Source organism: Halomarina litorea, assembly GCF_024227715.1.
GTDB classification, from domain to species: Archaea; Halobacteriota; Halobacteria; order Halobacteriales; family Haloarculaceae; genus Halomarina; species Halomarina litorea.
This window is the reverse complement of the sequence record NZ_CP100448.1, coordinates 2,697,579-2,712,199: the sequence shown is the minus strand read 5'-3', so window position 1 is coordinate 2,712,199 and position 14,621 is coordinate 2,697,579. Positions and strand designations below refer to the sequence as shown.

Here is a 14,621-nt window from a genome sequence, read left to right as displayed (position 1 = left end):
GGAGTCCACGCGAAAGCCCTATCACCAGAAGTCTTTGACTTCTGGTTAGCAGCCAGAACTCGGAGAGTTCTGGCGACACCCTCAACGAGCGAGGTCGCGTTCGACCGAGCGAAGTAGGGTGGGGTAGTTTACGAACGTATGGACTTCCGCTGCGAGCGCGTATGTTTTCTCAGCACGATCCGCTGTAGCGAGCCCGTCCTGATAGTACGTCTTCGCCTGGTAGTTCCGCCAGAGGTCCGCAAGATCCGCAGCGGTCGATTCAGCGAAGATTCCTGTCCTCGCCGCTTCCCGGTACACACCTGAGTGCGTCCCGGGGAGGTCGTCGGGCTGCGTTGTTCCCCGTTCGAACAAGCGAAACTCGACCGTTCGCTCGATGGCCACGAACGACGCTTCGATGACAAGCGTGTAGTACGCCGCATCTTGGAGCGCCGCAGCGCCGGCGAGCAACCGGCATCCCTTCCGTAGCTGGAGGAGTGCGGCGTCGTCGACGTTAAGACCGGACTCGATTTCAGTCGGCCGGTGGTCGAACGCGGCCTGGACTTCGTCGATGAGTTGCTCGATGCGCGTGCTACCTGATTCAAGGAGAGAGTCCCGTCGTTTACGGCGTTGACGAGAGCGGAGCTCTCGTCCGCACACCAGAACGCGTAGCGTTCTGGGGACGGGCGTGAATCCGACAAGAGGGACGCAACCCCCGACACCACTCAGTCCGGGGTATCCCTCGCGCGTTCACTTTCACTCCGGATGGCAGACATATATCTATAGACATACCCTCTGTTAGTTCGATGAAGCGGACCAACACGTTCGACGTGGTTCCTCAGTCCGATGAGGACGAGGAGTTGCTTCGACGCCTGTTGGACGCTTCTGCCGCTCTCTGGAACGAAATCAATTACGAGCGCCGCGAGAACTACGCAGACCCAGACGGAGACGTGTGGGACATCAGCGAGTATCGCGGGCGCTATGGCGGCACGCTCGGGGCTTCGACCGTTCAACAAATCGAACGGAAGAACCGCGAAGCGTGGCGGTCGTTCTTCGCGCTCAAGAAAAAGGGCGAAGCCAACGGCAAGCCCGGCTTCTGGGGCAACGCCGAGGATGGCCGCGAACTCCGAACGTACATCCGCAATACGTCGTACTCCATCGAGTGGGGCGAATACTCCCGGCTCGAACTCCTCGTCGGCAAAGATCTGAAAGACGAGTACAGGTTGGGACACCGCGAACGCCTCCGGCTCGAAATTCGGGGCGAACCCAACTGGAAAAAGTACGACAAGCAGGGTCGGTTAGAGGTGTTCTGGGACGAACAAGCACAGACATTCAGGGCCTTTCAGCCAGTCACTATCGACAATTTTCGGCTGGCACACCCACTGGCGGACGAAACCACCGCGCTGGATATTGGTGCGAACAACCTCGTCGCCTGTACGACGACAACCGGCACGCAACTGCTGTACGAGGGGCACGACCTGTTCGAGCGGTTCCGCGAGACGACGCGAGAAATCGCTCGACTTCAATCGCTCTTGGACGACGGTCGATACTCCTCGAATCGGATACACTCGCTGTACCGTGGTCGGACGAGACGCCGCGACCACGCCCAAGACGCGCTGGTACGCGACCTCATCGAACGGTTGCACGCCGAAGGCGTCTCCACGGTATTCGTCGGGGCGTTAACGGACGTACTGGACACGCACTGGTCGGTCGAAGCGAACGCGAAGACGCACAACTTCTGGGCCTTCCGACAGTTCATCGACCGGCTCGCGTGTACCGCCGAGGAGTACGGCATGGAGGTCGAAGTCCGGTCGGAAGCGTGGACAAGCCAAGAGTGTCCGAACTGCGGGTCCACGGAGCGAACGACCCGCCACCGCGACACGCTGATGTGTCCGTGCGGCTTCGAGGGGCATGCAGACCTCACCGCAAGCGAGACGTTTCTGAGACGGCAGACAGACGATGCAGTACCAAGGCCGATGGCACGGCCCGTGTGCCTCACGTGGAACGACCACGACTGGTCAGAGTCACCACGCTCTTGTTCCAACGAGGAGCGCACGAACCCGCAAGTTGCCTCCGTGGGTCGGTAAGCGATACCCCCAGCGCGAGGAAACCTCGGCGTTCACGCCGGGGAGGATGTCATAAAAATAATTGGAGGCCACATTACGATGAGAGGGACACACCCTACACCGAGTGAGCGTGGACTCTGCAGGGGTGGTAACGCCCCTGTCTACAGCAACAAACATGCCAAACAGCTATGTCCCAACAGTCCCAACATTAGCCTATGTCGAGCGGTACTATCGATATCGACGAGTTCGAAAACGCCGATGCCGACGAATTCGAGGAACGAAACGATACCGAGCGAATCGTCCTGTTTCTCGATGAGAATGACGACCGGGCGTGGAAGGCGGCGACGATTGCCGACCGACTCGGGCTAGAGACGGACGCTGTCAGTGCGATTCTCTCACGATTGAAGGACCGCGAGCTCGTGCGGCACAAGCGCCCGTACTGGGCGATCACGGACGACGAAGAACGGCTCCAGTCGGCCTACCAGCTCCACCGACATCATGAGACGGCAGCCGACCAGTACGGTGACGAGCGTCTCGAAGATCTCCAAACCGAGGAGATGGAAGAGGTACGGTGACCGCGTTCGAAGAACTGGAACGTGGTGACATCGTCTGGGCGACTGACCCGCTCTCGGAGAAGGGTCGCCCGATGCTCGTGCTAGGGACTCCTCGATTCCCGAACCACGGCGTGCAACTCATCACGGTCCTGATTTCCACGAAGGCCTATCACAAAGCGGCGCTCGCACTGAGAGACGACGACTACGAGGGCGACCCACTTGGGGAACGAAGTCACGTTCTTCCCTGGTCGCTTGCGACGCTGAACAGTGCTGCGGACGTCGACCACTACCTGACATCGCTCGTGGACGACCGTACCGAGGATGTGGTGAGCCAGGTGATCGACTACATCTCCTGAGATGGCTCGCTGATACGTTCGCCTGGCTTGTAGACGCCTGTACCTCCTCGAGTGGATGCTCTCGCTTGCGTACACGCTGGCGTCGTTTATTGCCCGTAGATCTGCCGCATTCATCAGGTGCTACGGAATTCGCTCTACCGATGCAGGCACGAGAGGGACACACCTCGTACCGAGTGAGTATGGACTCTGCCGGGGTGTCTGCGAACCAAAGTGGAAAAATTATCGATGGCACCTCCCACACCGAGTGAGAAATCACCATCGTGTCGGGCGATTTCAGAACAGCAATTGACGTATACCACACACCGCGTACCGAGTGAGCAATACTGTTTGGCACTCCTTCTTTCTCTACCAGCAACTACCAGTTTTAGCCTATAATTCAAAATATATTATATAAATATGATGTGACTTGACTCAAGCAGGGTGGCGATGTAATGGATTGGGAATTCGAGGGACACTCCTCACAATGCTTACGAGGGAAAACCTCTCTCGAATTGTTGGGCACGGTAACGCCCTCATCGATAGCAACAAACACGCCAAACAGCTATGTCCCAACACAGTGTGTGTCGGGCGGTACTACCGACATCGACGAGTTCGAAAACGCGGATGCCGACGAATTCGAGAAACGGACCGACACCGAACGAATCGTACTATTCCTCGACGAGAATGACGACCGAGCGTGGAAGGCGGCAACGATTGCCGAACGACATGGGTTGGAGACGGACGCTGTCAGTGCGATCCTCTCACGGTTGAAGGAACACGAACTCGTGCGACATAATCGCCCGTACTGGATCCTGAGCCAAACTGTCCATCCCCTACTCATCCCGTGTTGGACGATTTCCAGGCTGATGACACGCTCGACGACTGGTCACACCACGTTGAGGCCGGCGTACGGGATATCGAGACCTGTAGCAGGTTGTCTGGTTGTGGCACGAATCACTCGCCGGTCGAGGTGACGGTAAACACTCTCTATCTGACTCCAGGAGAGAATCTCGCCGTTGACGGCGTTGACGAGAGCGGAGCTCTCATCCGCACACCAGAACGCTACGCGTTCTGGGGACGGGCGTGAATCCGACATGCTGATGATTCTAACCACGACCGATCGCTAACCGGATGTTCGACTGAAACAAACCCAAACAGACAAGTCACTATACCGATATTGGCTATGTATGGCGAATCTGACCGTCACCCGCACTTACGTTGGTTCCATTCAGAACCAGCGACAGGTTCATGATGGACTGGATTCGCTCGGTGATTCCGCCTCGAAACTCTGGAACGTCGCCCGATGGACCGTCGCTCGCGTCTGGGGCGAAATCGGTATCATTCCCGACGAGAGCGCGTTGAAATCGTACATGAAGAACCAAGCGTGCTGGAAAGACCTGAACGCACAATCCAGTCAGAAAGTCATCGAAGAACTTTCCGACGCTTTCCAGTCGTGGTTCGACCTGCGACAGAAAGACGACAAGGCGAATCCGCCCGGCTACCGCAAACACGGTGACGAACGACCACGTAGTACGGTCACGTTCAAAGCAGACGGGTTCAAACACGACCCCGAGAACAACCGCGTGCGACTCTCGAAAGGGTCGAACCTCAAAGAACACTTCTCGGACTTCCTACTCTGTGAGTACCAGACTCGCTCCAATGTCGACCTTTCGGAGGTCAACTCGATACAGAACGTTCGGGCTGTCTGGAACGGTGATGAGTGGGAACTGCACTTCGTCTGCAAAATCTCCCTCGAGGTTGACGAGTCAGCTGGTAACGGTGTTGCAGGTATCGACCTCGGCATCACGAACATCGTCACGGTCGCATTCCCCGAGGAATACGTGCTGTATCCCGGCAACTCGCTCAAGCAGGACAAGCACTACTTCACCAGAGCAGAGTACAACACAGAGGGAGAGAACGGCCCGTCTGAGCAGTCGATGTGGGCACGTCGGAAACTGGCAGACCGAGAAACGCACTTCTACCACGTTCTCTCAGAGACCATCATCAGTGAGTGTGTCGAACGGAGTGTTGGCACGCTCGCGGTGAGTTGGCCCGAGAACGTGCGTGAGTCGGACTGGGGGAAGACGGGCAATAAGAAACTCCATACGTGGGCGTTCGACCGGCTCTACCAGTACCTCGCGTACAAGGGCGAAGAGCACGGTGTCGAAGTGCTGAAAGAAAACGAGTGGAACACCTCGAAGACCTGTTCGGCATGTGGTGACGATACGAAGTCGAACCGCAAGCACCGTGGGTTGTACGTCTGCCAGTCGTGTGGGTTGGTCGGTAATGCGGATTGCAACGGGGCGGAGAACATGCGACAGAAGATAACTTCGAGTCCTCATGGGGAGGATAGGAGTAACGGCTGTGTGGCACAGCCATCGACATACCTGTTTGACCGCGAGAGCGGGACGTTTCACACGAGAGAACAGGTTGTGTCGTAGACCGGCAAATATCCCACCTGCGGTACGGGAAGCCCCGGCAGTTACGCCGGGGAGGATGTCACACAGCGGAAACGCGCACTGCAACTGCTGTCTCGGTGTCGTGGGCATTTCGAACAAGGCACGGTTCGAGGAGCGGTTGAACTCGGAGGTCAGGTCCTCGCTGACACAGAACGAACTCGTCTTCCCGCCGTACAACATCGACGAACTCTTTCATATCCTTAAGGCACGTCGAGACGCGTTCAACAGCGACGTCCTTCCCGATGACGAGGGCGACCTTGACGACGTCTTTGCGACCGCTGCCAAGTTCGCCGCCCAAGAGTACGGCGACGCTCGGCAGGCGATCGATATCCTCCGGAAGACGGGGGAGATTGCTGAACGCGAGGGGGCGGACGTACTGACGACTTCTCACGTCGAACAGGCACTCGACAAAGCTGAAGCAGACAAGCTGGTGAAGCTGATGCAGACCCAGCCGATCCAATCACAGTACGTCATGCAGGCGGTCGCTCTGACGACAAAGGATGTCGCTCCCGGCGAGACGGTGAAATCCCACAACGTATACGCGAAATACGAACAGCTCACGCAACACGAGGGGACGAACACACTTTCGTGGCGTCGCGTCCGTGACTTGCTCGACGAACTCGAGGACCTCGATGTTCTCGATCAACGCCGCAAAGGTGCCGGGAAAGGCAAGGGAACGTATCGGGCCATCTTCCTCGCTGATTCGCCAGAGACGGTCCTCCGAGCGTGCGAGTCCGTCGGCGAAGACTGAACGGCCGGCTGTTCGCGTTTCGAGTAGCGTATCGCACTGCTCTCGCCTCGAGCGGCTACAGGTCTCCGTAGTAACCAACAGACCGCCTCAGATTCGCCCTATTGTTGGTTAACGGGGCAGATCCCCCAACTGGAATTTGTGGCTGAATCGCCCAAGTGCCCCAAGAAGCGTTCTGAATCGCTCCTCGATCATTCGCGAAGATAGTCGTTAGCAAATCAGTTGCTGATATAGAGGTAGACGGATAGCTGCAGCCGAAATCGGCACATCTACACTCGCGAGGGGGGACTCCTCCCCCCCCGTTGGTTATGGATTCCCGTGTCAATTGTTGGTCGAACGTTTGTAGTGCGCTCGCAACGGACCGTCGAGAATTAGTCCGATCCAGCTACTGGGTCGCTTCTCCCCTGTTTGCGACGCAGTGTGCGCTTTTCCCGAACGTGGACTTCCACTGTAAGGTCTCCCGTGACGGACTGCAGACGCCGATTTGGGCGACTTTCGACTGAACTCAGTTTCTCCAGAAACGCGCTCTCGACACACTGACTGGGTATCGAAGACGGTTAGCGTTCTGCCACGCTTTCGGATGGGTGACGGCTGCTTCGCTCCGAGTTGATGCGACTACCACGCGTTAACCAACACACGGGAGACGTGTCGCCGGCTCGTTGGTTAACTCAGTAAGCGAACGTGGCTCTTTCGAACACGTACCCGATACACTCGACGTGAGAGATGTGGGGGTTTGAACGGACCGTTCACTCAATATCAGTCGTGTCCGACCGGGGCTGTTTCGACGAGCGAGTTCCCCAAGCGAGGGCTCGGCACAAGTGATGCGTTTGAGGAACTCTACAAACACCTCGACCGGGTTGGCGGAACCCATCTGCTGGTGTTCGATGAAATCGATCATATCGACGACTCCAATACGCTACTCTACGAGCTCCCACGAGCACGGTCGATCGGCCATATCACCGACTCCCAGGTCGGTGTCATCGGTATCAGCAACAGCTACACGTTCCGTGACACACTCTCCGCGAAGGTCAAGGACACACTGATGGAATCGGAAATCTCGTTTTCACCCTACAACGCCGAGGAGCTCCAGACCATCCTCCGGTACCGGGCCGAGCAAGCGTTCGCTGACGACGCATATGACGACTCAGCGATCACGTGTGCAAGCGCGAAAGCAGCACAAGACATGGGCAACGCCCGGCAGGCGATCGATCTCTTGCGGGTGGGAGCCGAAGTCGCCGAAAAACAGGGCGACGAGTGTGTCGTTGACGACCATATTATCGATGCACAGGACCTCGTCCAACGGGGTCGCTTGAGCAACCGCATTCGAGATCAGACGACGCACGCGCAGTTCATCCTTGAGACGCTGGCGAGACTCGAAGCAAACGGGGATACCCCTGCTCGGTCGAAGGAGATTCAGGCCGCGTATCGAGACGTGGCGAAAATGTGGGGATACGACCCCCTTTCTACGTTGAAAAGCGTTCAGGACCATCTCGCTGATCTCCATATGCTTGGCTTCCTGCGTCGTACCGACCACAACTATGGATTGCGTGGAGGGCAGTACTACGACTACGAGCTCGATATCGACCCGAGCGTAATTATCGAGACACGCGAGGAAATCCAAGCCGAAGCGCATCCAGAGGCGGAGCGGTAGGGCGACCAGAGCATACGAAATGTACTCTCCCCCTCGATGACTCACCTCTTTCTTTCCGAAGCATTCGAGCATACGAACTGTACTCTCTATTCTTCGTGCTGACTCCACTGGTCGGTACGTGTTTGCGTTCGAGAGCATGCGAACTATGCTCTCTGTCTTGGTCTGAACTATGTGGCGCTCGTCTATGGCCACTCGGAGCATACGAATGGTACTGTCCGTATTTTTAAGGGTCGCTGATTCAGGAAATGCGTCAGTCGAACCCCCCGATCGTGACCCTCTACTCTACAACCCCCAAGGGAGAGAAAACCGGACCCAGCGGTTATACACAGAAGCATGGTAGATTCGCGGCCAAGGTGAACTGTTTGGTCACTAGCATTAGTTCTACCTACGGTAGTGTACGGCGTGGTTGTATCGGGACTGTGCGAAGCCAGGTTCGTTCCAGCAGGGTACTGAACACAATGCTATCGAAGGTGCCGAAGAAGTGACGAACTCCTCTACGAATGTCCCCGTGCGCGATCGAACGGCAAACTCCAGGAGACGAACGTCGGCGTCATCGGTATCTCGAACGACTTCACGTTCCGCGACCGGCTCGACCCACGCGTTCAGGACACGCTCTGTGAGCGGGAACTGCACTTCCCACCGTACGACGCCGTCGAGCTCCAGAACATCCTCGAGTCCCGGGCTACGGTGGCCTTTGCCGACGGCGCCGTCGAGAGCAGTGTCCTCAGCCTCTGTGCGGCGTTGGCAGGCCGCGACAGAGGGAGTGCACGGCAGGCACTCGACATCCTCCGGTTGGCAGGCGAGAACGCCGAGAACACCGACGCCGACGCGATCACCGAAGCGCACGTCGAGGACGCACAGGACCAACTCGAACAGGAGCGTGTCGAGGAAGGAATGCGCCAGCTCACTGTGAACGGTCACTACACCTTGCTGGCGGTCGTATCACGGGCGGCGTCGGATGCGACGCCAAGCCGGTACTCGTGATATCTACGACGAGTACACGACGATCTGTGAGGTCTCCAGTGTCCAGCCGCTGGGCCAGCGGGCTATCCACAATCACCTCTCGGATCTTCGCATGCTCGGTATCCTGACCGCAAACGAGAACCGAAGTGGCTCGCGGGGGAACTACTACCGCTACGAACTCGACGTTCCCCTTGTGAGTGCGATCGCGGCACTCGAGGACGTGCTGCGTGTCGATGAGCTACTCGAGCACCTTCGAGAAACTGCGAGACGGAACGGGTCTATTTGAGCGCTTTTCTGATTTGTCGTACCGAGACGGTAGCCATCTATCGGTTCCGCCATTCGTGCTGCGAATGCCGGATGCCGCTCTGAGTCAAGTCCCCGCTCGAGCCCGCTAGCTGTTCGTCGTCTTCGTATACGGCTGTCCGCATGCGGCGATAGACCTGTCGTCAGTTCTCCTCATCACACACGACGGCACGGAGTTCCTCGAGCACCGACGGCGCTGTCTCGTGGAGATCGCCCATGTCCCAATGGGCTTTCTGATGGCAGAGCCAGCACAGCGTCACGAGGTTTTGATTGGCGTCCGGCCCGCCGGCACTCCGCGGGATGAGGTGATGGACTTCTGCTGACTGGTTGGACTCACGATGTCCACCTTCGACATCGCAGCCACACCGCTGACAGGTGTGTCCATCGCGTTCTAGCACTCGCTCGCGAGCGTCCGACGACAGTGAGTACGTGTGTTCGTCTCGCTGTTCGTGTGACGCCTTCGCAGCACACGAACGGGAGCAGAACTCCCGTTGTTCGGCTTCTCTGAGTTCTCGCGAGAACGACTCCTCACACCACCGGCAGTCGAATTCCTTTTCGACGAGTTCGACGAGACTCTCCCCGTGCATTCTGGCGTGGTGGGACTTCATCGCACGCTCGGACGCGAAGTCGTCGCGCCCACAGGTCGGACAGTTGGAACTGGCTTCACCCGCTGTCATCATCACCCTCGCAGACGACCGCTCGAAGCTCTTCGAGTGGGTCCTCAGTTCTCTGCGATCGTCCAGACCATCGTTCCACCAATCTTCCGGCCGGTGACCGCACCATTTTCTTCGAGTGATTTAAGCTTCTTGTACGCCGTGTCGCGGGCGCATCCGACGGCGTTTGCAACGTCGGTCGTCCCGGCAGTTCCGCCCTCATCGCGGATGGCGTTGAGCATATCGTCGGCGGTGTAGGTGTCTGTGTACCGGCCGCTGTCTTCGTCTCGGTCCTTTCCAGGCATATAGTGTTCTTATCTACCATGCCTTATCCAGCTAATGGGCTCGCTATCTACATAAACCATTAGTCTCTCAACTAATGGGGAAGCTTTATCCATAATCCGGGCAACTAATGGATGTGAAACACTGGCCGCTTGGGGCGTAGTAATTCGCCCAGGTGCTGGAACACCCAGGCCGGGTTTCACGAAGGTCAAACCCATGGCAACAGAAGTCACCAATTTAGAAAACCCTTCGGAAGCACAGTGCCGCAATCTCCAAACCGCCCGCCACGCAGTCGTCTACGACGGCCTGGCTGAAGCGTTCGAGAACAGCGTCTCGCGTACGCTCGGACTGGACAGCACGGGATCAGTCCACACTTTCGATGTAGCCACCGGTACTGTGACCGTCACCGATCGGTTCGGGCGCGTCGAGTGGGTCGAAGAACTCGCGGCGAACGGTCGCACTGTCGCAGCGTGGGAAGCGTTCGTCACGCAGACGCGCGGGTGGCTCTAATGGGCGAGCGTTCGCCCGACCACCCACTTGGGCCTGAACTCGAGGAGTGTCCGGTGTGTGGTGCGGTCGGACTCAAAGAGCGTATCGAAGAGCACGACTGTGCGGATTTTATCGAGTGGCGGGTTGAACGGTGATGGTCCGACACTCGGTGGATACGACACAGTTCGGACCACTGGGTAACCACCGTAGTCGATAGCTCATACCCATGTACTACAGATTCAGATATCGGCTGAACCCATCCTCAAGTCTTCGTGAGCGACTAGCGTGGACTGTCGACATCTGCCGGCAGGTGTACAACCACTTCCTTCACCGACTCACCCGCACCGACAGGACGTCTGCGTACTCCGAGCAGCGTCAGTTACCGGCCCTCAAAGGGGAATGGACCGAGCTGCAGGACATCCACTCGAAGGTCCTCCAGAAAGTCGTCCAGCGACTGTACGACAACTTGTCGACGCTCCGAGCGAAGAAGGAACGTGGATACAAGGTCGGGAAGCTCCAGTGACGCGGGACGGACTCCTATCGGTCGTTCACCTACAGCCAGTCGGGCTTCGAACTCAGGCACGGGGATGAACAGACGCGGCTGTGGCTGTCAAAGATCGGTGCGATTCCGCTGGTGTACCATCGCGATATTCCGGACGATGCTACGATCAAGGAAGTCATCGTCAAGCGCGAGGCAACGGGCAACTGGTATGCATCGTTGAGCGTCGAGACATCCGAGGAGCCACCTGAGAAGCCAGCGCAGCCGACAGACGTCGTCGGTATCGACGTGGGCATTCTCAAGTATACTCACGACACCGACGGCGTCGCGGTTCGGTCGCTCGATCTCTCTGAGGAGCGCGATCGACTGGAGTACGAACAGCGCGTCCTCTCGCGGAAGGAGAAGGGTTCGGCGAACTACGAACAGCAACGTCGGAAAGTCGCTCGTCGACACGCCGACATTCGTCGGAAGCGCCGGGATTTCCTCCACAAGCTCTCGGCGTGCTACGCCCGGGAATACGACCTCGTCGTTGTCGAGGATTTCGCGACCAAGCGTCTGATTGAACGCCCAGGGAACAGCCGCAACCGCTAATCCGCCGCCTGGGGTACGTTCCGTCGAATGCTGGAGTACAAATGCGAGCGTGAGGGCACACACTTCGTCGCTGTCAACCCGGCAGGGACGACCACGGAGTGTGCTGCCTGTGGTGTGTCGACTGCAAAGCCACTCTGGGTCCGCGAGCATTCACGTCCGGTCTGTGGGTTCGAAGCGGATTGAGATGTGAACGCGGCGTACAACATCCTCCAGCGGGGAATCAGCGAACTAGGGATGGGCTGTCCCGAAGGAACGTCTGTGGAGACTGTGCTCCCTGTGTCCACCGTCGTGGATGCAAAGCGTGTCCTCGAAGCAGGAATGCCCGTTCGAATTCCGGAATCGAGCGAGCAGTAAGTCACTCGCGAGGGAGGTGCTTTCGGACACGAGCGTATTCTCTATTTGCTGACCTCAACCGAGACAACCACACTCTAATCCAATTGAGCGTTCGGATCGAGGGCTGGAAACCTCCGAGTACTACAAGCGACTGTGGCGCGTCGTCGATACCCGTGTCGACGTTGCGCTCGTAATCCTCGACGAGATCGATATGCTGCAAGACGACGAGGTCCTCCGAAAGCTCTCTCGTGCTGGTGAGAACAGAAGTCTCACCGAGTCGAACATCGGCATCATCGGCATCTCGAACAAAATCGACTTCCCGGAGAACCTCTCCGAACGCGTGAAATCCAGCCTCGCTCGCGACGAACTCGTTTTCCCACCGTACGACGCCACTCAGTTGACCGAGATCCTCGACAAACGCCGTGACGCGTTTCGGGACGGCGTCCTCGAAGACGGCGTCATCGAACTAACCGCAGCGCTGGCCGCACAGGAACACGGCGACGCACGGAAAGCGATTGATATCCTTCGAAACGGGGGGCGAATCGCGAAACGGGAGAACGCAGCGTCGGTGACAGAAGCCCACGTTCATGCCGGCAAAGAGAAGGCGGAGATGGATCGATTCAGCGAGCTGATTGAGGGCGCACCAGCACAGGCAAAAGCGATCCTCTTCGCGCTCACGCTCTTCACCGAGCGAGAGGACGGAGAGGCGTTCACGACCGAACGGATCTACGAGGCGTATAATTCCGTCGCGACTGAGGTCGATTTGGATTTGCTCTCGGAGCGGCGTGTCTAGGAGTTGCTCTGAGAACAGGACCTCCTCAACGTCATCAAGTCCGAACGGCGAGGTTGCAGGCGAGGGCGTGGGGTAGTTCCTGAACTAGATTGTTAGAGGTCACCAGTTATGATTCGCCCGGTTAGTGTGCAGCTTCGAGATGTTTACTACCAAATCGTATGTCCACCAGTACAATTCGAAGGAACGTATGGCTGTACGTCTGTCCCTCTGATGTTGTGTAGACTGCCCTCTTAAGGAGAGAAGAGGTTTATACTCGTAGTAGGCATGCGCCCCCAGTTACGAATCAGTATCACCTCTTGTTGTATCTATAGTGGAAGTCTACCTCTGAGAGGCGTACCCTTCCGCTGTAAGTTCGCGAAGGTTGTTAGCGAGTCGGGTTCCTAATCAGTGATAGACCAACAGATGAGCTGAAGTCTGTGGATTCACACTCGCTAAGAGGGTTCTCTCTTTCGCTGCTCACTGTCAAAGCCAAACCATCAATGAGGGGTACAGGTTGATTCTGCCCAATGGTACAACGGTATAGCATGCTGCCTTAGCGATGTTACTACTGGCGATACCTTGATTGCGTACCGCCCGACTGATTGAAGTATGGGAACAAAATTATGGGACGGAATGCATATCGCACGGCAAGGTGGGGTCAGAGCCCTCCTCAATGAGGTGCGGTCATTCGTGATTAACCAGAACGATACATTCGATAACCTCTACTACAGATATCTTCGCCAGAGGAGGAGCGTGCCGCTATCAATTAATAATACCACCATACAAGTTCATATAGGAGACCGCCATGACTACAGGGCGTATACCTTCTTTAGAAAAGCAGAACAGCACCTAGCACAAGATTTAGTTCGCGAACTACGCCCAGATGATATTGTCTGGGATGTCGGCGCCAACTTCGGTCTATATTCTTGTCTCGTTGAGGTAGCGCCCGTTGGAAGCGCAATAGCGTTTGAGCCCCTTCCAGAAAACATTCGTCGAATGCGGAAGAATTTCCGACTGAACGATGCTAACGCCGAAATCGTAGAATCGGCATTATGGGATAGCAATGGGTCGATAAGATTTAGCCCAGCCTCCGACGGCAACCTTGGCGGGGCAAGTGTTGACACCAACAACAACGGGCAGGAAGTTAAAACACAGTGTGGTGATGCCCTTGATGTCTCCTCTCCATCAGTCGTGAAGATTGATGTGGAGGGGGCCGAACAGCTCGTCATTGACGGGATGAAACAGCGTCTCTCTGACGCAGACTGTCGGCTGGTCTACTGCGAACTTCATCATTCTGACCAAGGTGCCTCCATTGAAGACTTCGGGTCAACGCCATCGCAACTCCAGGAGACGCTTCAGGATGTCGGATTCACAGTGGAAATTTTGGAAGAACGGCAAGGACAGACACAAATAAAGGGGGTGAAGTAATCCCTTGCAAGAGACAAATCAAAAACAGAGATAGACCGGGGTTTTTGACTCTTGAGTGGGATTTGTGATATCGTAGTGTGTGCCAATGAGGTACCTGAGAATGGTGTTATCGAACCGACTGTAGTATTATTTGCATAAGACTGAAAGCGCGCGGAAAGTAGCCTCAGCCAAAATTCTAAAAACAACGAGTAGGTGGTGTTAATGTGAGTATGACTGTATCAAATCTAATAATTCGTATAAGGGTTTTAACAGAAGTGAACTGCAAGGTTAAAATGTCCGGGATGCGAAATAGACAGATACAAACTAATCCGGTAGCCCTATCCGAAATATGAGCTCGATGACTTGAACATGGTACGGCAATTTCTACTAAACAAAAGGCACAAAATTTTTGTCTCAATGATCTCCTTCGCAGTGGCTATGTCATTTCTTCAGCCAATATCGCGTCAGTATGAATTTTCGGTTTATTCAGGACATATTATATCGTATTGGGGGCCTGTTACTGTTTGTGTCTTATCCATA

At 56.4% G+C, this 14,621-nt stretch carries 10 protein-coding genes and 5 pseudogenes; 12 read left to right on the top strand and 3 right to left on the bottom strand.

Features of this window, described 5'->3' with window-relative positions:
• Positions 1 to 81: 81 nt before the first annotated feature.
• Entirely contained in the window at positions 82 to 561 is a 480-nt protein-coding gene (locus NKG96_RS14905) for a DUF8154 family protein (RefSeq protein ID WP_368409315.1), read from the bottom strand.
• A gap of 221 nt (positions 562 to 782) precedes the next feature.
• On the opposite strand from NKG96_RS14905, the gene NKG96_RS14900 reads away from it, so the two are divergent.
• The 8 genes and pseudogenes from NKG96_RS14900 to NKG96_RS21085 form a co-directional block, all read left to right on the top strand.
• Positions 783 to 2,063: an RNA-guided endonuclease InsQ/TnpB family protein gene (locus NKG96_RS14900; RefSeq protein WP_254535937.1), complete on the top strand. Its 1,281-nt coding sequence runs from the start codon at positions 783 to 785 to the stop codon at positions 2,061 to 2,063.
• 194 nt (positions 2,064 to 2,257) lie between these two features.
• Positions 2,258 to 2,617 (top strand): MarR family transcriptional regulator, encoded by a 360-nt coding sequence (locus NKG96_RS14895; protein ID WP_254535935.1) that lies wholly within the window; start codon positions 2,258 to 2,260, stop codon positions 2,615 to 2,617.
• Complete coding sequence (locus NKG96_RS14890; RefSeq protein WP_254535933.1) at positions 2,614 to 2,952, top strand: type II toxin-antitoxin system PemK/MazF family toxin; 339 nt, start codon at positions 2,614 to 2,616, stop codon at positions 2,950 to 2,952. The genes NKG96_RS14895 and NKG96_RS14890 overlap by 4 nt, the downstream gene beginning before the upstream one ends.
• Positions 2,953 to 3,512: 560 nt before the next feature.
• Positions 3,513 to 3,749: pseudogene (locus NKG96_RS21090) on the top strand (MarR family transcriptional regulator); the annotation flags it as partial.
• A gap of 369 nt (positions 3,750 to 4,118) precedes the next feature.
• Positions 4,119 to 5,372, top strand: a complete 1,254-nt coding sequence (locus NKG96_RS14885; protein ID WP_254535931.1) for an RNA-guided endonuclease InsQ/TnpB family protein — start codon at positions 4,119 to 4,121, stop codon at positions 5,370 to 5,372.
• A gap of 55 nt (positions 5,373 to 5,427) precedes the next feature.
• Positions 5,428 to 6,141 carry a Cdc6/Cdc18 family protein gene (locus NKG96_RS14880; protein ID WP_254535929.1) on the top strand — a complete coding sequence of 238 codons (714 nt, stop codon included), beginning with the start codon at positions 5,428 to 5,430 and terminating at the stop codon, positions 6,139 to 6,141.
• Between the two features lie 784 nt (positions 6,142 to 6,925).
• Positions 6,926 to 7,789: pseudogene (locus tag NKG96_RS14875) on the top strand (cell division control protein Cdc6); the annotation flags it as partial.
• 483 nt (positions 7,790 to 8,272) lie between these two features.
• Positions 8,273 to 9,038: pseudogene (locus tag NKG96_RS21085) on the top strand (cell division control protein Cdc6); the annotation flags it as partial.
• A gap of 160 nt (positions 9,039 to 9,198) precedes the next feature.
• Here the strand turns inward: NKG96_RS21085 and NKG96_RS14860 are convergent.
• Together NKG96_RS14860 and NKG96_RS14855 are read right to left on the bottom strand one after the other, a co-directional pair.
• Entirely contained in the window at positions 9,199 to 9,732 is a 534-nt protein-coding gene (locus NKG96_RS14860) for an HNH endonuclease (RefSeq protein WP_254535924.1), read from the bottom strand.
• 44 nt (positions 9,733 to 9,776) lie between these two features.
• Positions 9,777 to 10,013: a transcriptional regulator gene (locus NKG96_RS14855; RefSeq protein ID WP_254535922.1), complete on the bottom strand. Its 237-nt coding sequence runs from the start codon at positions 10,011 to 10,013 to the stop codon at positions 9,777 to 9,779.
• Between the two features lie 193 nt (positions 10,014 to 10,206).
• Between NKG96_RS14855 and NKG96_RS14850 the strand changes: the two genes are divergently transcribed.
• The 4 genes and pseudogenes from NKG96_RS14850 to NKG96_RS14835 all read left to right on the top strand — a co-directional run bounded on the left by NKG96_RS14850 (position 10,207) and on the right by NKG96_RS14835 (position 14,102).
• Positions 10,207 to 10,500, top strand: coding sequence for a hypothetical protein (locus tag NKG96_RS14850; RefSeq protein WP_254535920.1), 294 nt, complete (start codon positions 10,207 to 10,209; stop codon positions 10,498 to 10,500).
• A 205-nt stretch (positions 10,501 to 10,705) separates the two neighbouring features.
• Positions 10,706 to 11,923, top strand: a pseudogene (locus NKG96_RS14845) (RNA-guided endonuclease InsQ/TnpB family protein).
• 64 nt (positions 11,924 to 11,987) lie between these two features.
• Positions 11,988 to 12,767 (top strand): annotated as a pseudogene (locus NKG96_RS14840) (cell division control protein Cdc6); the annotation flags it as partial.
• 516 nt (positions 12,768 to 13,283) lie between these two features.
• Positions 13,284 to 14,102 carry an FkbM family methyltransferase gene (locus NKG96_RS14835; RefSeq protein WP_254535917.1) on the top strand — a complete coding sequence of 273 codons (819 nt, stop codon included), beginning with the start codon at positions 13,284 to 13,286 and terminating at the stop codon, positions 14,100 to 14,102.
• Positions 14,103 to 14,621 lie beyond the last annotated feature (519 nt).

Coding starts and splice junctions, on each gene's coding strand:
- NKG96_RS14900 (WP_254535937.1), top strand. CDS start 783: ATGAAGCGGACCAACACGTTCGACGTGGTTCCTCAGTCCGATGAGGAC.
- NKG96_RS14835 (WP_254535917.1), top strand. CDS start 13,284: ATGGGAACAAAATTATGGGACGGAATGCATATCGCACGGCAAGGTGGG.
- NKG96_RS14850 (WP_254535920.1), top strand. CDS start 10,207: ATGGCAACAGAAGTCACCAATTTAGAAAACCCTTCGGAAGCACAGTGC.
- NKG96_RS14895 (WP_254535935.1), top strand. CDS start 2,258: ATGTCGAGCGGTACTATCGATATCGACGAGTTCGAAAACGCCGATGCC.
- NKG96_RS14860 (WP_254535924.1), bottom strand. CDS start 9,732: ATGACAGCGGGTGAAGCCAGTTCCAACTGTCCGACCTGTGGGCGCGAC.
- NKG96_RS14855 (WP_254535922.1), bottom strand. CDS start 10,013: ATGCCTGGAAAGGACCGAGACGAAGACAGCGGCCGGTACACAGACACC.
- NKG96_RS14885 (WP_254535931.1), top strand. CDS start 4,119: ATGGCGAATCTGACCGTCACCCGCACTTACGTTGGTTCCATTCAGAAC.
- NKG96_RS14880 (WP_254535929.1), top strand. CDS start 5,428: ATGTCACACAGCGGAAACGCGCACTGCAACTGCTGTCTCGGTGTCGTG.